Origin of the sequence: Streptomyces sp. CA-181903 (genome assembly GCF_050937075.1) — a bacterium.
GTDB lineage: Bacteria > Actinomycetota > Actinomycetes > Streptomycetales > Streptomycetaceae > Streptomyces.
In genome coordinates this window covers 1,947,786-1,964,151 of sequence record NZ_JBNJLY010000001.1, presented here as the reverse complement: position 1 = coordinate 1,964,151, position 16,366 = coordinate 1,947,786, and the positions used below count along the sequence as shown (strand labels likewise).

Genomic DNA, 16,366 nt, shown 5'->3' with positions numbered 1-16,366 from the left:
GTCCCGTCCGCGCACCGCCGACCCCGGGGGAACCCGATGTCCGCCACCGCCCGTACGCTTCCGCACGCCCCGACGGCCCGTGCGGCTCTGACCGGCGCCCGGCTGTACCTGTGCACCGACGCGCGAAGGCGCCAGGGCGACCTGCCGGAGTTCCTGGACGCGGTCCTCGCCGGCGGCGTGGACGTCGTGCAGCTCCGCGACAAGGGCATGGAGGCCGGTGAGGAGCTGGAGCACCTGGCCGTCATGGCCGACGCCGCCCGCCGGCACGGCCGGCTGCTCGCGGTGAACGACCGCGCCGACGTCGCCCACGCCATCCGCTCCGACGTCCTGCACCTGGGCCAGGGCGACCTCCCCGTGCCCGCCGCGCGCGCCATCCTCGGCGACGACGTGCTGATCGGCCGGTCCACGCACAGCGAGGCCGAGGCCGAGGCGGCGGTCCGCGAACCGGGTGTGGACTACTTCTGCACCGGCCCCTGCTGGCCCACCCCCACCAAGCCCGGCCGCCCGGCGCCCGGCCTGTCCCTGGTGCGGCACACCGCCGCGCTGCGGCCCGACCGGCCCTGGTTCGCCATCGGCGGCATCGACGAGAGCAACCTCGACGAGGTCCTCGACGCCGGAGCCCGGCGCGTCGTCGTCGTCCGCGCCCTCACCGAGGCCGACGACCCCGGCGACGCCGCGGCCCGCCTGGCCCGCCGGATCCGCGAACGCGACTGACGGCCGGCCGGCCGTCCGCGTCCGGCGGGTTGTCGTGTCCGGCCGTGGCGCGGGGCCGCCCGGGCCCGTCGGCTCAGCCCGTCCGCAGCATCTGCGCCGCCGCCAGTTCGCGGTAGGCGGCACAGCCGGACAGCAGTTCCTCGTGCCGGCCGGAGGCGACGGCCCGGCCCTCGTGCAGGACGACGATGCGGTCGGCGTTCTGCACGGTGGACAGCCGGTGGGCGATCACCAGCAGCGCGCACTCCTCGGTGACCTCCCGCAGCACCCGCCCCAGCGCCAGCTCGTTGAGCGCGTCGAGCTGGGACGTCGGCTCGTCCAGCAGCAGCAGCGCGGGACGGGTGAGCAGCGCCCGGGCCAGGGCGACCCGCTGCCGCTCGCCGCCCGAGAGCGTGGCGCCCCGCTCGCCGACCGGCCCGTCGAGCCCGCCCGGCAGCCGGTCCACCACCTCGGTGAGCCGGGCGAGTTCGACCACCCGCCGCACTTCCGCACGGCTCGCCCCCGGCGCCGCGTAGGTGATGTTGTCCCACAGGGAGCCGTGGACGACGTGGGTGTTCTGGTCGACGACGGCGATGCGCGCCCGGCACTCCGCGCGGCTCAGCGCGGCGGCCGGGCGGCCGTCGAACAGCAGCCGGCCGGCGTCCGGTTCGTAGAAGCGGGCGGCCAGCGCGAAGACCGTGCTCTTCCCCGCCCCCGACCTGCCCACCAGCGCGACCTGCCGGTGCGGCGGCACCTCCAGTGAGATGCCGCGCAGCACCGGCCGGCCCGGGCGGTAGCCGAACCGGACGTCCTCCAGGGCCAGGACGGGAGGGGCGGACGGTGCGGACGGTACGGGGGAGAGGGCGGCCGGACCCGGCGCGGGCGGCGCGGCCGGGGCGGGTCCCGTCGGCGCGGTCGATGCGGCCGGGCCGGCCGGTGCGGCCGGTGCGGCGGGCTCGGCCGGTACGACGGGGGGACGCGTCCCTCCGCCCTCCCCGGCGGATGCCACGGGCTTCCCGCGACGGGCCCCCTCCCCGGTGAGCACTCCGGGCCCCTCCGGACCCGTCGGCTCCACCGGCAGGGCGAGCGCCTCCTCCACCCGTCCGAGCGCCCCCACGCCCCGCTGGATCAGCCCCGCCGCACGGAACACGGACGACAGCGGCATCACCAGATAGCTCGCGTACAGCAGGAAGGCGACCAGGTCGCCGAGGCTGTGGGTGCGCCCGTCCACCCGCAGCCCGCCGACGACCAGGACGAGCAGGAAGGAGCCGTGGACGGCCAGCTCGACCGCCGGGGTCATCACCGCCCCCAGCCGCGCGGTGCGGACCCCGGCGCCGTACGCGGTCTCCACGCGCTCCCCGATCCGGGCGGCCTCCCGCCCCTCCGCCCGGTGCACCCGGACCATCGGCAGGGCGGCCAGGGCCCGTTCGAGGTCGGCCGCGACGGCCCCGAGGGCGTGCTGCATCCGCTCCGAGGCCGTGCGGAGCCCGGTGAGGACGCAGGTGACCACCGCGGCCGCGGCCGCCACCGTGAGGGCGACCAGGAGCAGCAGCTGCGGGTCGAGCCAGAGCATCAGCGCCACCGCGCCCACCGAGGCCAGCGCACCGGTGACCAGGTCCACCAGCGCCTGGGCGAGGACCTCGCGCAGCACGGTCGTGTCGACGGTGACGCGGGAGACGAGGTCGCCGGTCCGGTGGTGCTCGTACTCCCGCATCTCCAGCCGCAGCAGCCGGCCGGTCAGCCGGTGGCGCAGTCCGCGGACGACTCCCTCGCCCATCCGCTCCTGCAAGAAGCGGCCGACCGCCGCCGTGCCGGCCTCGGCCAGGAACAGCGCGGCCAGGCCCAGCAGCGGCCACAGCAGCCGGCCGCCCGCGTCCGCGTCCACGATCCGCTGGGCGAGCAGCGGCTGCGCCAGCCCCAGCGCCGACCCCGTCAGGGTGAGCGCGATGGCGGTGGCCAGCGCCGCGCGGTGGTCGGCGGTGAGGCGGAACACCATGCGGACCGCGCGCGGCCGGCGCCGCCGCTCGGGCCCGGCCGGTATCACGGCACCGGCCGTTCGCGGGGCGCCGGACCGGGAACCACAGCGATCAGCCGGCTGAAGTAATCGTCCGGAACCCCCTCGTCCACCGGGCGGCCCTCCGCCTCCACCCAGGCGTGCGCGCTGAACGGCGGTACCTTGCGCACCCCCGTGCACCACGTCGGCCAGCAGCCGTGGAACCGGCACAGCAGGGCCGTGCCGAGCGACCGCGGCAGACAGCCGCGCGGCCCCGCGCAGAACAGACTGGCCGCGCACACCGCCCGCCGCGCCGCCCCGGCCTGCTCGTACGAGGCGGGGACGGCGCCCCGGCGGAGCACGGCGAGAACCCGGCGAAGCCGGTGGGGCGGCAGCAGGGCGAGCGGGAAGGCGACGGCCAGGGCGAGCCGGGCGGCCAGCCGCCGGCGGAACGGGACGTCCGACGGCCGGACCAGGGCGCTGGGTGTGGTCATGCCGCCAGCCCCGCGTCCCGCAACAGCGCGACCAGCGCGGTGACGTCCGCGGCGGCCCGCTCCCGGTCCACGGCGAACGCGGCGACGAGCGCCTCCACCGCGTCCGCCTCCCCACCGCCGTCCAGCAGCGTGCGGACGACGAGCGTCCCGGTGGGGTTGAGCTCCCAGTAACGGCCCTTGCGCTGGTCGAGCAGGACCGTGCCGTACTCGGTCTCCGCCGTGGCGACGTCGGGGGCGAACCGCAGTGCCATGGGAGCCTTCCCTCCTGCGGACGCCGTCGTCCGCGGTCATGGGGTCCGGGGTGGCGTGTCAAGCGGGTGGTGTGTCAAGGGGGGGCGCGTCAAGCGGGGTGGCGGGTCAAGGGGTGAGGGTCCGCAGCCACACCTCGCAGCCGATCGTGGGGTAGAGGGCCGCGTCGCTCAGCCCGGGCGCGGCGGGACGCTGGGCGAGGGCGGTCAGGACGCCGGCGTCGACCAGCCCCAGCCGGCCCAGGGACGAGTCCTCCCAGAGCTTCACCAGGTCACCCCGGTGTTCCCGTCGCCCGTTCGAGGCGTCCATCGAGGCGTGCGCCTTGTCGGTGCGGGCCAGGCAGGCGTCCGGGACGATCCCGCGCATGGCCGCGGCCAGCAGCGGCTTGTACGCCCAGGGGGTGACGCGGTCGCGCGGGTCGACGGCCAGGCACGCCTCGATCACCCGGTCGTCGAAGAACGGCGACGCCATCGGCAGCCCCGCCCGCGCGGCCATCAGGTCCCATTGGCGGACGATCCGGGTGCAGCCCCGGATCTGCTCCAGGTCCTGGTGGAGCCCGCGGTCGGGGTGGAGCGGCTCGGCGGTCGCGGCGGCCCGGAGCAGGGCCCGCCGGACGGCGTCGACGGCTTCGGGGGTGACCCAGGGGAACAGCCGGGGCGGGATGCCCCAGCCCAGCGCCCCCGTCACGCCCGGCGGCTGCGGGTCACGCAGCCGGGCGGCCGCGCCGGCCAGCCAGCGTCCGTAGGGGCGGGAGTCGGCGAGGGCGCGCACGGCCGGCCCCGGCGGCCACTGGTAGAGGGTGCGGAAGCCGCGCAGCTGCCGCAGCCCGAACCACGGGTGCGTCCGCAGCAGCCGGTGGTAGTACGCCTCCGAACACCAGGCCACGTGGTCGCCGCCGATGCCCGTCAGATGCACCCGGCTGCCGCGGCGGGCGAGCTCCGGCAGGTGGTGCAGCGCCCGGGCCCGGTCCATGACGCCGATGGTCGGTTCGTCCATCGGCTCGTCGATGTCCAGCAGGTCGGTGTAGACGAGCGGGGACTCGTCCGCGTCCCACACCAGGTGCTCGACGTCCGGGAGCCGGCGCGCGGCGCGCCGGGCCCAGGCCAGGTCGCTGTCGGCGGGGTCGCGTCCGGGCCAGGTGCTGGCGATGACCCGGGCGGGGGACGTCGCGGCCAGGAAGCAGATGGAGGTGGAGTCCAGCCCTCCGGACAGGTCGCAGCCGACCGTGCCGCCCCGGTGGGTGCGGGCCGCCACGGCGTCGACGAGCGCCTGCCGCACCAGCGGCGCGCCGCCGGCCATCGACCGCACCGGCTCGGGCGGCGTCCACCAGCGGGAGTGCCGGGCCGAGCGTCCGTCGCGGGCGATGTACAGGGCGTCCTCGGCGGGGACGGCGGTGACGCCGCGCCAGGGGGAGGTGGTGCCGAGGGGATGGGGGACCGGCCACAGCAGACGTACGGCCAGTTCCTCCTCGTCGGGCGTGGAGTCCAGGGCGCGGGCGAGCGGCAGGGCGTCGCTCGCGGCCACCTCGACGCCGCCGACGGAGGCCCGGAAGACGGGCCGCAGGCCGGACGCCGTGCCCTGGACGCGGACGGCGCCGTCCAGCGCGGCCACCAGGTGGAAGCTGCCGGGCAGGGCGCGGGCCAGGGCGTCCAGCGCGGTGAGGTTGCGCAGCGCTTCCGCCCGGCGCCGGAGCTCCTCGGGCCGGACGGGGCAGCAGCCGATGACCGCCAGGGCGGCCCGGCCGGTCCGTACGGCGGTGACGTCCTCGTCGTGCCAGCGGCCGGCGATCCACGGCCGGCCGGAGGGATGGGGGATGGTCCGGGTGTCCTGGCGGATGAGGGAGCGGGCCGCGGCGAGCGCGTCCTCGCAGTCCGGAAGGACCGCGAAGCACGCGGCACCCGGGCCCGCTCCCCCCGCCTCGCGAGGCGTAGGCATTCAGCCCTCAGTCTCCGGCCGTCGGATCAGTTCTTGCTGAAGATCAGACGGTCGTTGCCGTGGGCCTGGAGCAGACCGGTCTTGGCCCGGTAGGTGCCGCGCCGGGTGAGGGTGGGGACCTCGTACGCCTTCTTCATGATGTCTCCTTTGATGGAGTACCTTTTCCGCCCCGAATTCCGTCCGGTCGGCCACGCTTCTCCCGGGGAGAGGTACCCCGCAGCGGGCAGGTGCCGGTTCGGCTCCAAGGCGTATCGCCATGCTATCCACGCCAAAACGATTCATCGCGTTCTAAGTCGGATAATCATGGAAAACCGGGAGTGCGTTGGTCCACGCGCGCCGGTCAGTGGGGCGGAATTCACCGCCGGATAATCACGGGGAAAGGGATGCGCCCCTGATATGTCAGCGGCTGTCAATGTTTTCGGGAAAACGGCGGGAATTCGCCCGGCCGGAAATCCGGAATCCCTCCTGCCGACTTCCTGTCGGTCTCCCGTCGGTCTCCCGTCGGTCTCCCGACAGTCCGGGAAAATCCGGAAAGTCGGGGTTTCGGGAAGGGTGTACCGGACATCGGAGTACCGGGAAGCGGCCAGATCGTGGACAGTGCTTGGGAAGATCGTCGCTGCGCTGGTTAACTTGACCGGTATGGCCCTAGGCACTGCCTCCACCAGGACGGATCACGCCCGCACCGTGCGTGACCTGCTCGCGTCCGGCGAGCGTTCGTACTCCTTCGAGTTCGCGGCCCCGAAGACCGAGAAGGGGGAGCGGACGCTCTGGAACGCCATCCGGCGGATCGAAGCGGTCGCGCCGACCTTCGTCTCCGTGACCTACGGCGCCGGCGGCTCCTCCCGCGAGGGCACCGTGCGGGCGACCGAGCGCATCGCGACCGACACCACGCTCACCCCCGTCGCCCACCTCACCGCCGTCAACCACTCCGTGGCCGAACTGCGCAACGTGATCGGCCAGTACGCGGACGTCGGCATCCGCAACATGCTCGCCCTGCGCGGCGACCCGCCCGGCGACCCCACCGGGGAGTGGGTGCGTCACCCCCAGGGGCTGCACTACGCCGTCGAACTGGTGCGGCTCATCAAGGAGTCCGGCGACTTCTGCGTGGGCGTCGCGGCCTTCCCCGAGATGCACCCGCGCTCCACCGACTGGGACACCGACGTCCGCCACTTCGTCGACAAGTGCCGGGCGGGCGCCGACTTCGCCATCACCCAGATGTTCTTCCACGCCGACGACTACCTGCGGCTCCGCGACCGCGTCCAGGCCGCCGGCTGCGAGACCCCGATCATCCCCGAGATCATGCCCCTCACCAACGTCCGGCAGATCGAACGGTTCGCACAACTCAGCAACGCCGCCTTCCCCGCGGACCTCGCGGAGCGGATCCGGGCGGTGGAGGACGATCCGGCGGCTGTACGCTCGATCGGGATCGAGTACGCGACGGAGCTGTGTGCCCGGTTGATGGCCGAGGAGACCCCGGGGCTGCACTTCATCACCCTGAACCACTCCACGGCCACCCTGGAAATCTACGAGAACCTGGGACTGCACCAGCGGTCCTGACGGCCCGCCGGTCGCGGCGGCCGGACTGGAGGGGCGATTCATGGGCTGGACGGTCCTCTACATCGCGTTCGGCTTCGTCGGGCTGTGGCTGCTCGGCGAAGTGCTGTTTCAGTACAAGGCCCGGCTGCGGTGGCGGCTGCTCGCGTTCACCGGCTTCCTCGGGGTGGTGGCCGGTGTCGCCATGCCGTCGGTGGCCGTCATCGTCGTCGGCGCCGTCGCGTTCGCGATCGGCCAGGTCTACGTCACGCTGTCGTTCCGGCGCGGCTTCTCGGCGGGCTGGGCGCTGCGGCGCAAGGGCCGGGACGAGGCCGGGCCCGCCGCCTCCGGTTCCGCGTCGCGGTCCGGTTCCCGTTCCGGTTCCCGTTCCGGCTCCCGTTCCGCCTCTCGCTCCGCTTCCCGCGGCGGGCGGCGGCGCGGCCGGCCCGAGCGCGGCGCGCCCGCCGAACCGGCCGCAGCCGCCTCGGACGCACCTCCCGCCCCCGGCGCCCCTGGTGCCGCACGCAAGCGGCTGACGGAGGCGGAGGCGGGAGCGGCTACGGCCATGATGCCGACGGTGCCTCAGCAGCCCACCGACGAGCACGCGGTGCCCGGGGCGGCGGGGCCGGGGCCCGGTGACACGGCGGCGTTCCCGGCCGTCGGGGAAGCGGCTTCGGTGTTCGGCGGCGGTTACGACTACGGCCAGGGCCAGGGCCAGGGTCAAGAGCAGTACCCGGCGTACTCCGATCCGTACATCGGGGCCGGCGTGCAGCCGGCGCAGGGATACGAGCAGCCGTATGACGCGTACGGGCAGCAGCAGGGTGGTTATCCGCAGCAGCAGCCGGGACAGTACGGACAGCACGGGCAGTACGGGCAGTACGACATGGACACCCCGCCCGGTGGGGTGTGGGTGCCGCAGCAGCGGCAGGGGGGCGGTGACGGGCAGGCGCCGCCGCCGCCGGCTCCGCCGCAGGGGTATGGGTATTGAGGGGCCCCGGTCCCTCCCTTTCACCGTTTCCTGGGGCTGCGCCCCAGACCCCCTTTTTCGCGGCTTCGCCGCTCGTCCTCAAGCGCCGGACGGGCTGGATAGCGCGTCCGAGCGCATTCACTCAGCCCGTCCGGCGATTGAGGACAACCGCGCGGAGCGCGGTTTCGGGGGTGCGGGGGCGCAGCCCCCGCAAGAAACGGTGAAAGGGAGGGACCGGGGCACCCCTCACTGCGAACCCCGAAACCCTTCCCCCTCCACGATCAGCCCGGCCACCAAAGCCCCCGACATCCCCGCGTGCGCCAGCCCACCGCCCGGGTGGGCAAACCCACCCACCCGGTACAACCCGCTCAACTCGCCCGCATTGCCGGGGAAGAGGAACGCACCCCCACCCCCGCTCAACGCCGGCGCGGGCACCCCTCCACCAGGAGCGCCCGTAACCCCCGCCGTGTCCAACGGCGTCCGCACCTCGCGCCACAGCACCCGCTCCGCCAGCCCGGGAACGGCCGCTTCGGCGGCCAAGAGCATCCGGTCGGCGAACGCGGCGACAACCTCCGCGTCCCCCCAGTCCACGCGGCCCTGCGGAGCGACCGTCGCGGTCAGGGTGACCGCCTCGTGTCCGTCGTCCGGCCGGACCGCCGGGTCGTCGGGCCGGAGGACGGTGACGGTCGGCGCGTAATCGAGACCGGGGTCCGTCGCGTCGAAGACGCCCGCCAACTCCCGCTCGCGCGACGGCGCGTGGACGACCGTGCGGTGCGCGGTCCCCGCCGGCCGCTCGCCGCGAAGGGCGAGGAGGACGGTGAACCGGCCGGGGGACAGGGGCGCCGAAGCCGGGTCCGGGGCGCCCGTGACGACGAACGCCGCCTCCTCGGCCGTCCCGTCCGCGAGCCGGACGCCCGCCGCGCGGCCGTCCTCCTCGATCACGCCGGCGACCTCGGCGCCGAACCGGAACTCCACCCGCCGGGCCACGCACCGCCGGTGCAGCGCGTCGGCGAGGCCGCGCAGCCCGCCGGCCACGTACCAGCTGCCGAAGGTCTGCTCCAGGTAGGGCAGGACGGTCGCGCTCGCCGGCGCGGTGCGCGGGTCGAGGCCGTAGGCCAGCGCGTGGCTCTCCAGCAGGGCCGCGAGCCGGGGATCGCGCAGCTCGCGGCCGGCGACGGCCGCGAGGGTGGCCGGCGCGCTCCGCCGGAAGAAGCCGCGCCGCGCCGGGTACGCGTCGCGGGCCAGGGCCGCCCGTTCCGCCGGGTCCGCGCTCAGCGGCTCCTCCAGCAACGGACGTCGCGTCGCGTCCCACGCCTCCCGGGCCCGGTTGACGAGCTCGCTCCAGCGCTCGCCCGCGCCCGCGCCGACCGCCTCGTCCAGTGCCCGGACGACGCCGGCGCGCGAGGCGTTGGGCAGCGCGAACGCCGTTCCGTCGGCGAAGAGGTGGGCGCTCGCCGGGTCCACCTGGGTGAGGCCGACGCTCTGCTCCAGGGACTCCTTGCCGGTCTTGACGAAGAGGTCGCGGTAGACGGCCGGCAGGTGCAGCAGCTGCGGTCCCGTGTCGAAGACGAAGCCGTCGCGGGCGTACCGCCCGACGCCTCCGCCGTGGGTCTCACCGCGCTCGTACACCGTCACCGTGTGGCCGGCGACGGCCAGCCGGGCGGCTGCCGCCATGGCGCCCATGCCGGCGCCGATCACCGCAATTCGTGCCATGCAGCCGACCCTATCCGGAACCGCTGATGCCGCCGGGGCCCGCCTCCGTCCCGACCGGCCCCCGCCTCAGTCCCGACCGACCGGGGCCCGCCTCCGTCCTACGCCGCCGGGGCCGTCGCGCGTCCCTCCCGCCGTGCCGCCTTCCGCTCCTTGCGCCGCTGCCGGAACGCCCGCACCCTGCGCCACAGGATCACCACCAACGCGACGCCCGCGACCAGCAGCGTCCCCGCGATGCCCGCCGCGACCGCCGGGTGGGACAGGGCGAAGACCACGACGGCGGCGACGCCCAGGTCCTCCGCGACGCTCAGCAGGATGTTGCTCAGCGGCTCCGGCGAGGTGTTGACCGCCATCCGCGTCCCCATCTTCACCAGGTGCGTCACCAGCGCGGTCGTCCCGCCCACTGCCCCGTAGGCCACCTCCGAGAGCGAGCCGCCGCTCTGTCCGGCCAGCAGCGCCCCGACCATCGCCCCGCAGGCGGGCCGGACGAGCGTGTGGACGGCGTCCCACACCGTGTCCACGTACGGGACCTTGTCGGCGACGGCCTCGCAGAGGAACAGCAGGCCGGCGACGATCAGCACCTCGGGGCGCTGGAGCGCCTCGGGCACGTCGCCGCCGATGCCGGCCCTGCCGGACAGGCCGAGCAGCAGGACCACCGCGTAGGCGTTGATCCCGCTCGCCCAGCCGCTGGTGAACACCATGGGGAGTACGGACATGAGGACGATCGTAGGCGGGCGTACTCAGCCCGCCGGACGCCTCCGGACGCCGCCGGATGAGTACCGAGTGAGTATCGGTACGGATGAGCCGGTGCCCCGGCGGACGGAAGAGTAAGGGCCGTGGGGGGAGCGCGGCGCCCGTACCGCCGGCACGGGGCGGCGGAACGGGCGCCGCGCGGAGGCCCTACGGGCTAGCAGGCGTGCCCGCCCACGCGCCCCTGCAACAGCCGCGACAGCGCCGCGTGCACCTCCTCCACCGACCGCTCCGGCTGGAAGGACTGCCAGTCCAGCGCGGCCACGAGCACCATCCCGAACAGCGCCGACGCCGTCAGCGGAACGTCGATCTCCGGGCTGAGTTCGCCCTCGGTGACGGCCTCCGCCAGCACCGCCTCGATCACGGCGATGGCCTTCTGCCGCACCTGCATCAGCGTGGACTGCCAGGCCCGGTTGGTGCGCCACAGTTCCGCGACGTAGAGCTGCATCAGCGCCGGGTAGCGGGCGATGAAGTCCAGGCCCGCGCGCACCATCGCGTCGAGCGCGTCCACCCGGCCGCCGCCGCGGGCCGCCGTGTCGTCGGCGGCCCGCCGCAGGGAGACGGTCAGCAGCTCGATGCCGTCCCGCAGGAGCTCCTCGAAGAGCACCGTCTTGCTCGCGAAGTTGTAGTAGACGGTGCCCTTGGCCACTCCGGCGCGTTCGGCGATCTCGTCGACGGTGGTGGAGGAGAAGCCCTGTTCGGCGATGAGGGTGACGGCCGCCTCGAAGAGGCGGCGCCGGGTTCTGCCGCGGCGCGTACTGCTGCTGTCCATGCCGGTGATTCTCCCTGTACGCACCGTGTCCTCCGGTACGGGCCCCACGGGTCCCACGAGCCTCACAGGCTCAGCTCCGGGTGCAGGTCCCGTACCGTCCACACCTGCCGGCGCCGGGCCGTCCACGCGGTGAGCGCCAGGGCGCCCGCGGCGAACGCGGCCAGCACGGCGCACGCCCGCCACACGGCCGCCGGATCGCCGCCGGTGATGAGGTGGCGCAGCCCGTCGACCACGTAGCTCATGGGCAGGAACGGGTGCAGGGCGTTGAAGAAGCCGGGACTCGTCTGCACCGGGTAGGTGCCGCCCGCCGACGTCAGCTGGAGCATCAGCAGCATCAGGACGAGGATCCGGCCGGCCGGGCCGAAGCGGGCGTTGAGCCACTGCACGATCGCGGCGAACGACGCCGTCACCAGGCACAGGAAGCCGATCGTGCCCGCCGCGCGGGCCAGGTGCAGGCCCAGGCCCCAGCACAGGACGGCCAGCAGCGCGCCGGCCTGGAGCACCCCGACCGCGACGACCGGCAGCCAGCCCGCGAGGGCGGTCCGCCAGGCCGGGGCGCCGGCGGCCAGGGCGCGCCGGTTGAGCGGCGGGAACAGCATGTAGGCCACCATCGCGCCGACCCAGAGGGAGAGCGGGATGAAGTACGGGGCGAAGCCGGTGCCGTAGTTGGGCGCCTTGTGGGTGGCGCGGGAGGCGAGCCCGACCGGGTCGGCCATGACGCCGGTGCGGGCGTCGCGCTCGTCCTTGCCGTAGTCGGGGATCTTCTTGACGCCGTCGTGCAGCCCGCCGGCCAGCTTCGACGAGCCGTCGGAGAGCTTGACCATGCCGCCCTGGAGCTTGTCGGCGCCGTCGCGCAGCTTCCCGAGCCCGTCGTCGAGGCCGGCGGTGCCCTCGCGCGCGGTGCCGAGGCCGTCGCGCAGCTTCCCGGTGCCGCCGTGCAGCTTCTCCGCGCCGTCCGCGACGCGGTGGGCGCCGGAGTCGAGGGCGTTGACGTCGCGGACGGCGGCGTCGATCTCGGACGCCAGGGTGGGCGCCTTGTCGCGCAGCTTCTCGGCGCCGGAGCGGAGGGCGTCCAGTTTGGCCGGGAACGCATCGAGTTCGCCGTTCCGGTTCTGCACGAGGGTGTCGAGCTCGTGGGCGCCCAGGGCGGACTGCCGGGCGGCGAACAGCGCCTTGCGCAGCTTCGGGCAGAACGCCGGGGGTTCGGCGGCCCGTTCGCAGAGCTCGGCGTAGGAGTCGCCGAGCACCTCGGCGCCGGCCGCGCTGCCCCGGGCGAGCTTCGCGGTGGTGGCGGCGGACGGCAGGTCGTCCAGGTGCCGGCGGAGCGTCCGCGCCTCGGCGGCCACCTTGCGGGCGTCCTCGCCGATCTCGCGGGCGTGCTCCTTCACATAGCGGGCGTCGGGGCTCGTGGCCGCGCCGTTGACCCGGTCGGCGAGCTTGCGCGTACCGGCCGCCACCTTGCTGGCGCCGTCGGCGAGTTGCCCCGAGGCGTCGTCCAGTTTCCCGGCCCCGCCGTACAGTTCGCCGGCGCCCTTCCGCAGCCGCCCGCTGCCCTCCGCGGCCTTGGCCAGGCCGTCCTTGAGGTCGCCGGCGCCCTTGCGGGCGGTGCCGATGCCGTCGCCCAGCTTGTCCGCGCCCTCGGCGGCCTCCTCGGTCTTCCCGTGCAGGGTGGAGAACGAGACGAAGATCCGGTCGTAGAAGGTCCGGGACGCCTTGCGCGAGGCGGCGGCCCGGACCTCGGAGAAGACCGTGCGGGAGATGGACCCGACGATGTAGTTGTTGGCGTCGTTCGTCCGGACCTGGAGCGCCCCGGTCTCCGGGGAGTCGCCCGCGCTGGAGGCGACCCGCCGGCTGAAGTCGGCGGGGATGGTGAGCGACAGGTAGTACGTGCCGTCCTCCAGGCCCTTCCGGGCCTCGGCGGCGCCGGTCTTCCGCCACCGGAACGACTTGCTGCCGCGCAGGCCGTCGACGATGGAGTCGCCCGCGGTGAGCCGCTTGCCGTCCACGGTGGCGCCCCGGTCGGCGTTCACCAGCGCCACGGGCACCTTGTCGAGCCGCCCGTAGGGGTCCCAGAACGACCAGAGGTACAGGGCACCGTAGAGCAGCGGCAGGAGCAGCAGCGCGACGAGCGCGGCACGCGGCAGGGCGCCCCTGCCGAACTTCCTGAGCTCAAGCGCGGCCAGCCTCGGCGAACGCATCGGCCGTCTCCTTCCCGTGAGCCGGGACGGTCGTGACGACGGCGTCGGCGTCCTCCGGTGCCTCGGCGCAGACGGCGAGCACGGTGGGGCCGGACGCCGCGACGGACCGCAGCAGCGCCCAGGCGTCCGCGCGTTCGGCGGGGTCGAGCTTGAGGTCGGCGTCGTCGACGGCGATCAGGCGCGGGCCGCCGATCAGGGCCAGGGCGAGGGACAGCCGCAGCGACGCCGGCCGGTCCAGGTCGCGGGCGAGGGTGCGGGGGCCCGCGGGCAGCGCGTCCGGGTCGAGGCCGACGGCCGCCAGGGCGGCGTCGGCGCGCTCGGCGGCCCCGGCCGGTGGACGGAACAGCGCGCGGGGGCCGCCGGTGAACCGGCGGCACAGCAGCACCCGTTCCCGTATGTGCTCCGCGACGCTCAGCGCGCCCTCCGGCTCGCAGACGCCGGCGACCTGGGCGAGCGCCGTGATCCGGCGGACCGCGGCCATCCGGCGGGGCAGCGGCAGGCCGCCGACCTCGGCCGTTCCCGCGGTGGGGCGCATTCTTCCGGTGAGGGTGAGCAGAAGACAGGTACGGCCCGAGCCGGACGGGCCCCGGACGGCGACGAGGTCGCCGGGGGCGGCGGCGACGTCCACGTCGTGGAACGTCCGGCCGCGGGGCCCGGCGACGCCGAGTCCGCGGGCCGTGACGGCGGCCCCGAGCGAGGTGCGGTCCATGCGACGGCCTCCAGGTGACGTGGCGGTGGTGCGGCTTCCGTGAGCGTCCTGCACTTGCACTGACCAGTCAGTGCAAAAAGTATGGCGCACCCCTCCCCTGCCCCCGCCGCGGGGGTCGCATGCCCAAAGTCCTTGCAGGTCAGGGCGATTGTCAGTGGGGTACAGGACGATAAGGGCAGACGGTGGTACGGGCGACCGGCCCGCACCGCCCCGACGAAGGAGGTTCGTCATGGCCCGCAGCAGGAGCGACGTCCGCCTTTCCCCGAGCCTTTCCCCGGGCGCGGACGTGTGGGACGTGCCCCCGCCCGCCCGTGCCACCGCGCCGCCCGCCGTCGCCGAACACCTCGCCCAGGCCCGGCAGGCCCTGGTGGACGCCGCCGCCCTCGACGCCCCGCACGAGCGGTTCGCCACCGCCCACCTCGCCGCGCTCCGCACCGCCGCCGCCGTGCTCGCCGCGCGCGGCCGGCCCGAGACTACGGCCCGCCGGCGGCACCGGATCCGCAGCGCCTGGGAGATCCTGCCCGAGGCCGTGCCCGAACTCGCCGAGTGGAGCGCCCTGTTCGCCGCCGGCGCCGCCCGCCGGGCGCGGGCCGAGGCCGGGATAGCGTCGGCGGCGAACGAGCGGGAGGCCGACGAGCTGCTGCGCGCGGCGGCGATGTTCCTGCGGCTCGTCGAACGGGGGCTGGTCCTCCAGCCCCGGCTCCCCGCCCAATCCGCCCCCGGCCGCGGCGGTGTGGGGTGAACGGCGGGGTGACCGGGCCCGCCGCGGCCCGCGGGGGAGCGGAGTGCGGGCGGCCGGGACCCGGCCCATTAAGGTGGGGGCGCCGACGACCGTCATCCGCCACCGCCGCACCGGCGGTGCCGCCACCCGCGCCGAGGAGCCACCCGCCGTGTCCGAGCCTTCCCTGGGTGGGGAGACCCCATCGCGTCCCCGCGCGTCCCTGCGCACCGCCGTGGTCTGGGAGGTCCTGCGGGACGCCCTCGACCGGCGGGCCGAGGCCGGCGGCGGTGCCGGTGCCGGCCTTGAGGTCCTCGACGCGGGCGGCGGCAGCGGCCAGTTCGCCGTCGAGGTGGCCCGCCTCGGCCACCGGGTCACCGTCGTCGACCCCAGCCCCAACGCGCTGTTCGCGCTGGAGCGCCGGGCCGCCGAGGCCGGCGTCGCCGACCGGGTGCGCGGTGTGCAGGGCGACACCCAGGGCCTGTTCGACGTGGTCGGCCGCGGCGAGTACGACGCCGTCCTCTGCCACGGCGTCCTGGAGTACGTGGACGACCCCGCGGAGGGCCTGCGGGCCGTCGCCGCCGCCCTGCGCCCCTCCGGTGTGCTCAGCCTGCTCGCCGCCGGCCTCGGCGGCGCGGTCCTCGCCCGCGCCCTCGCCGGCCACTTCACCGAGGCCCGGCAGGCCCTCACCGACCCCGCCGGGCACTGGGGCGCCGGCGACCCCGTCCCCCGCCGCTTCACCGCCGACCAGCTCTCGGAGCTGGTCTCCGGCGCCGGCCTGGACGTCACCGCCGTGCACGGCGTCCGCGTCTTCGCCGACCTCGTCCCCGGCGTCCTCGTGGACGCCCAGCCCGGCGCCCGGGACGCCCTGGCCCGGCTGGAGGCCGAGGCGGCGGCGCTCCCCGCCTTCCACGCGGTGGCCACCCAGCTCCACGTCCTGGCCGAACGGGTCTGAACCAGGTCCGCACGGGCCCGCCCGATCAGCCCGTTCGCCCCGTATGATCGGTAGACACGGTCCGGCATGACGGGTCGGCGGGCAGGGAATGAACGTCCCGACGCCATCACCACAACACCGACCGCCCCACCGGCTCCGGTGGGCGAATTGGCGCAGAGGGGCGGGTTTCACGGGGGCGATTCCCTGCCTATCCTGAAAGGGTCGCACCCCGGTCGCCCCCCGCGACCGACGAGTAGGAGGACTCCGTGCCGCTCTCGGAGCACGAGCAGCGCATGCTCGAGCAGATGGAGCGAGCGCTGTACGCCGAAGATCCCAAGTTCGCCACAGCGCTCGAAGGCAGCGGCCTGCGCACGTACACCCGGCGACGGGTCTACCAGGCGATCGCGGGCTTCCTGGTGGGCATCGCGCTCCTCATGGCCGGAATGGTCGCCCAGTGGATCTGGATCAGCGTGGTGGGATTCCTCGTCATGCTGGGGTGTGCGGTGCTGGTGGTGACGGGGTGGCGCAAGGCGCCGCGCTCCGGTGCCGCGGGGCCGATGGGCGTCGTCGGCGGTGGCGGTATGGCGGCACGCCGCCAGGCGCGGCAGCGGCGCTCGATGATGGACCGGATCGAGCAGCGGTGGCAGCGGCGCCGCGACGAGCAGGGGCGCTGACGTCGCCCCGGTCCCGCCCTTTCACCGTTTCTGCGGGGGC

At 75.1% G+C, this 16,366-nt stretch carries 16 protein-coding genes; 6 read left to right on the top strand and 10 right to left on the bottom strand.

All coding sequences use genetic code 11. The annotated features are described in order from the left end of the window. Window positions 1–36: 36 nt before the first annotated feature. Entirely contained in the window at window positions 37–714 is a 678-nt protein-coding gene (gene thiE / locus ACQEVS_RS08530; RefSeq protein ID WP_433017437.1) for a thiamine phosphate synthase, read from the top strand. 73 nt (window positions 715–787) lie between these two features. On the opposite strand, the gene ACQEVS_RS08525 is transcribed toward thiE, so the two are convergent. The 5 genes from ACQEVS_RS08525 to ACQEVS_RS08505 all read right to left on the bottom strand — a co-directional run bounded on the left by ACQEVS_RS08525 (window position 788) and on the right by ACQEVS_RS08505 (window position 5,498). Beyond that, a complete protein-coding gene (locus tag ACQEVS_RS08525; RefSeq protein ID WP_433017433.1) occupies window positions 788–2,686 on the bottom strand; it encodes an ABC transporter ATP-binding protein in 1,899 nt (632 codons plus the stop codon). Between the two features lie 44 nt (window positions 2,687–2,730). Further along, window positions 2,731–3,177 carry a lasso peptide biosynthesis B2 protein gene (locus ACQEVS_RS08520; protein ID WP_433017430.1) on the bottom strand — a complete coding sequence of 149 codons (447 nt, stop codon included), beginning with the start codon at window positions 3,175–3,177 and terminating at the stop codon, window positions 2,731–2,733. Beyond that, complete coding sequence (locus tag ACQEVS_RS08515; protein WP_433017427.1) at window positions 3,174–3,428, bottom strand: lasso peptide biosynthesis PqqD family chaperone; 255 nt, start codon at window positions 3,426–3,428, stop codon at window positions 3,174–3,176. Before ACQEVS_RS08515 ends, ACQEVS_RS08520 begins: the two co-directional genes overlap by 4 nt. Before the next feature lie 106 nt (window positions 3,429–3,534). Then, window positions 3,535–5,361, bottom strand: a complete 1,827-nt coding sequence (locus ACQEVS_RS08510; RefSeq protein ID WP_433017424.1) for a lasso peptide isopeptide bond-forming cyclase — start codon at window positions 5,359–5,361, stop codon at window positions 3,535–3,537. A gap of 26 nt (window positions 5,362–5,387) precedes the next feature. Further along, entirely contained in the window at window positions 5,388–5,498 is a 111-nt protein-coding gene (locus ACQEVS_RS08505; RefSeq protein ID WP_433017421.1) for a keywimysin-related RiPP, read from the bottom strand. 502 nt (window positions 5,499–6,000) lie between these two features. Here ACQEVS_RS08505 and metF point away from each other — a divergent pair. Then, a complete protein-coding gene (metF, locus tag ACQEVS_RS08500) occupies window positions 6,001–6,918 on the top strand; it encodes a methylenetetrahydrofolate reductase [NAD(P)H] (protein WP_433017418.1) in 918 nt (305 codons plus the stop codon). 40 nt (window positions 6,919–6,958) lie between these two features. Next, entirely contained in the window at window positions 6,959–7,882 is a 924-nt protein-coding gene (locus ACQEVS_RS08495) for a hypothetical protein (protein WP_433017415.1), read from the top strand. Between the two features lie 225 nt (window positions 7,883–8,107). Here ACQEVS_RS08495 and ACQEVS_RS08490 read toward each other — a convergent pair whose 3' ends face one another. The 5 genes from ACQEVS_RS08490 to ACQEVS_RS08470 form a co-directional block, all read right to left on the bottom strand. Then, window positions 8,108–9,574 carry a phytoene desaturase family protein gene (locus ACQEVS_RS08490; RefSeq protein ID WP_433017412.1) on the bottom strand — a complete coding sequence of 489 codons (1,467 nt, stop codon included), beginning with the start codon at window positions 9,572–9,574 and terminating at the stop codon, window positions 8,108–8,110. Between the two features lie 98 nt (window positions 9,575–9,672). Next, window positions 9,673–10,287: a DUF4126 domain-containing protein gene (locus ACQEVS_RS08485; protein WP_433017409.1), complete on the bottom strand. Its 615-nt coding sequence runs from the start codon at window positions 10,285–10,287 to the stop codon at window positions 9,673–9,675. Between the two features lie 191 nt (window positions 10,288–10,478). Further along, a complete protein-coding gene (locus ACQEVS_RS08480; protein WP_433017406.1) occupies window positions 10,479–11,093 on the bottom strand; it encodes a TetR/AcrR family transcriptional regulator in 615 nt (204 codons plus the stop codon). A gap of 62 nt (window positions 11,094–11,155) precedes the next feature. Then, entirely contained in the window at window positions 11,156–13,291 is a 2,136-nt protein-coding gene (locus tag ACQEVS_RS08475; RefSeq protein ID WP_433017403.1) for a YhgE/Pip family protein, read from the bottom strand. After that, window positions 13,263–14,000 (bottom strand): ATP-binding cassette domain-containing protein, encoded by a 738-nt coding sequence (locus ACQEVS_RS08470; RefSeq protein WP_433017400.1) that lies wholly within the window; start codon window positions 13,998–14,000, stop codon window positions 13,263–13,265. Before ACQEVS_RS08470 ends, ACQEVS_RS08475 begins: the two co-directional genes overlap by 29 nt. A gap of 229 nt (window positions 14,001–14,229) precedes the next feature. On the opposite strand from ACQEVS_RS08470, the gene ACQEVS_RS08465 reads away from it, so the two are divergent. The 3 genes from ACQEVS_RS08465 to ACQEVS_RS08455 all read left to right on the top strand — a co-directional run bounded on the left by ACQEVS_RS08465 (window position 14,230) and on the right by ACQEVS_RS08455 (window position 16,326). Continuing rightward, the gene (locus ACQEVS_RS08465; RefSeq protein WP_433017398.1) at window positions 14,230–14,742 is read left to right on the top strand and encodes an SAV_6107 family HEPN domain-containing protein; all 513 of its coding nucleotides are present in this window, start codon (window positions 14,230–14,232) and stop codon (window positions 14,740–14,742) included. 148 nt (window positions 14,743–14,890) lie between these two features. Next, window positions 14,891–15,673: a methyltransferase domain-containing protein gene (locus ACQEVS_RS08460; RefSeq protein ID WP_433017395.1), complete on the top strand. Its 783-nt coding sequence runs from the start codon at window positions 14,891–14,893 to the stop codon at window positions 15,671–15,673. Window positions 15,674–15,918: 245 nt separating this feature from the next. Continuing rightward, window positions 15,919–16,326: a DUF3040 domain-containing protein gene (locus ACQEVS_RS08455; protein WP_433017392.1), complete on the top strand. Its 408-nt coding sequence runs from the start codon at window positions 15,919–15,921 to the stop codon at window positions 16,324–16,326. Window positions 16,327–16,366: the final 40 nt, after the last annotated feature.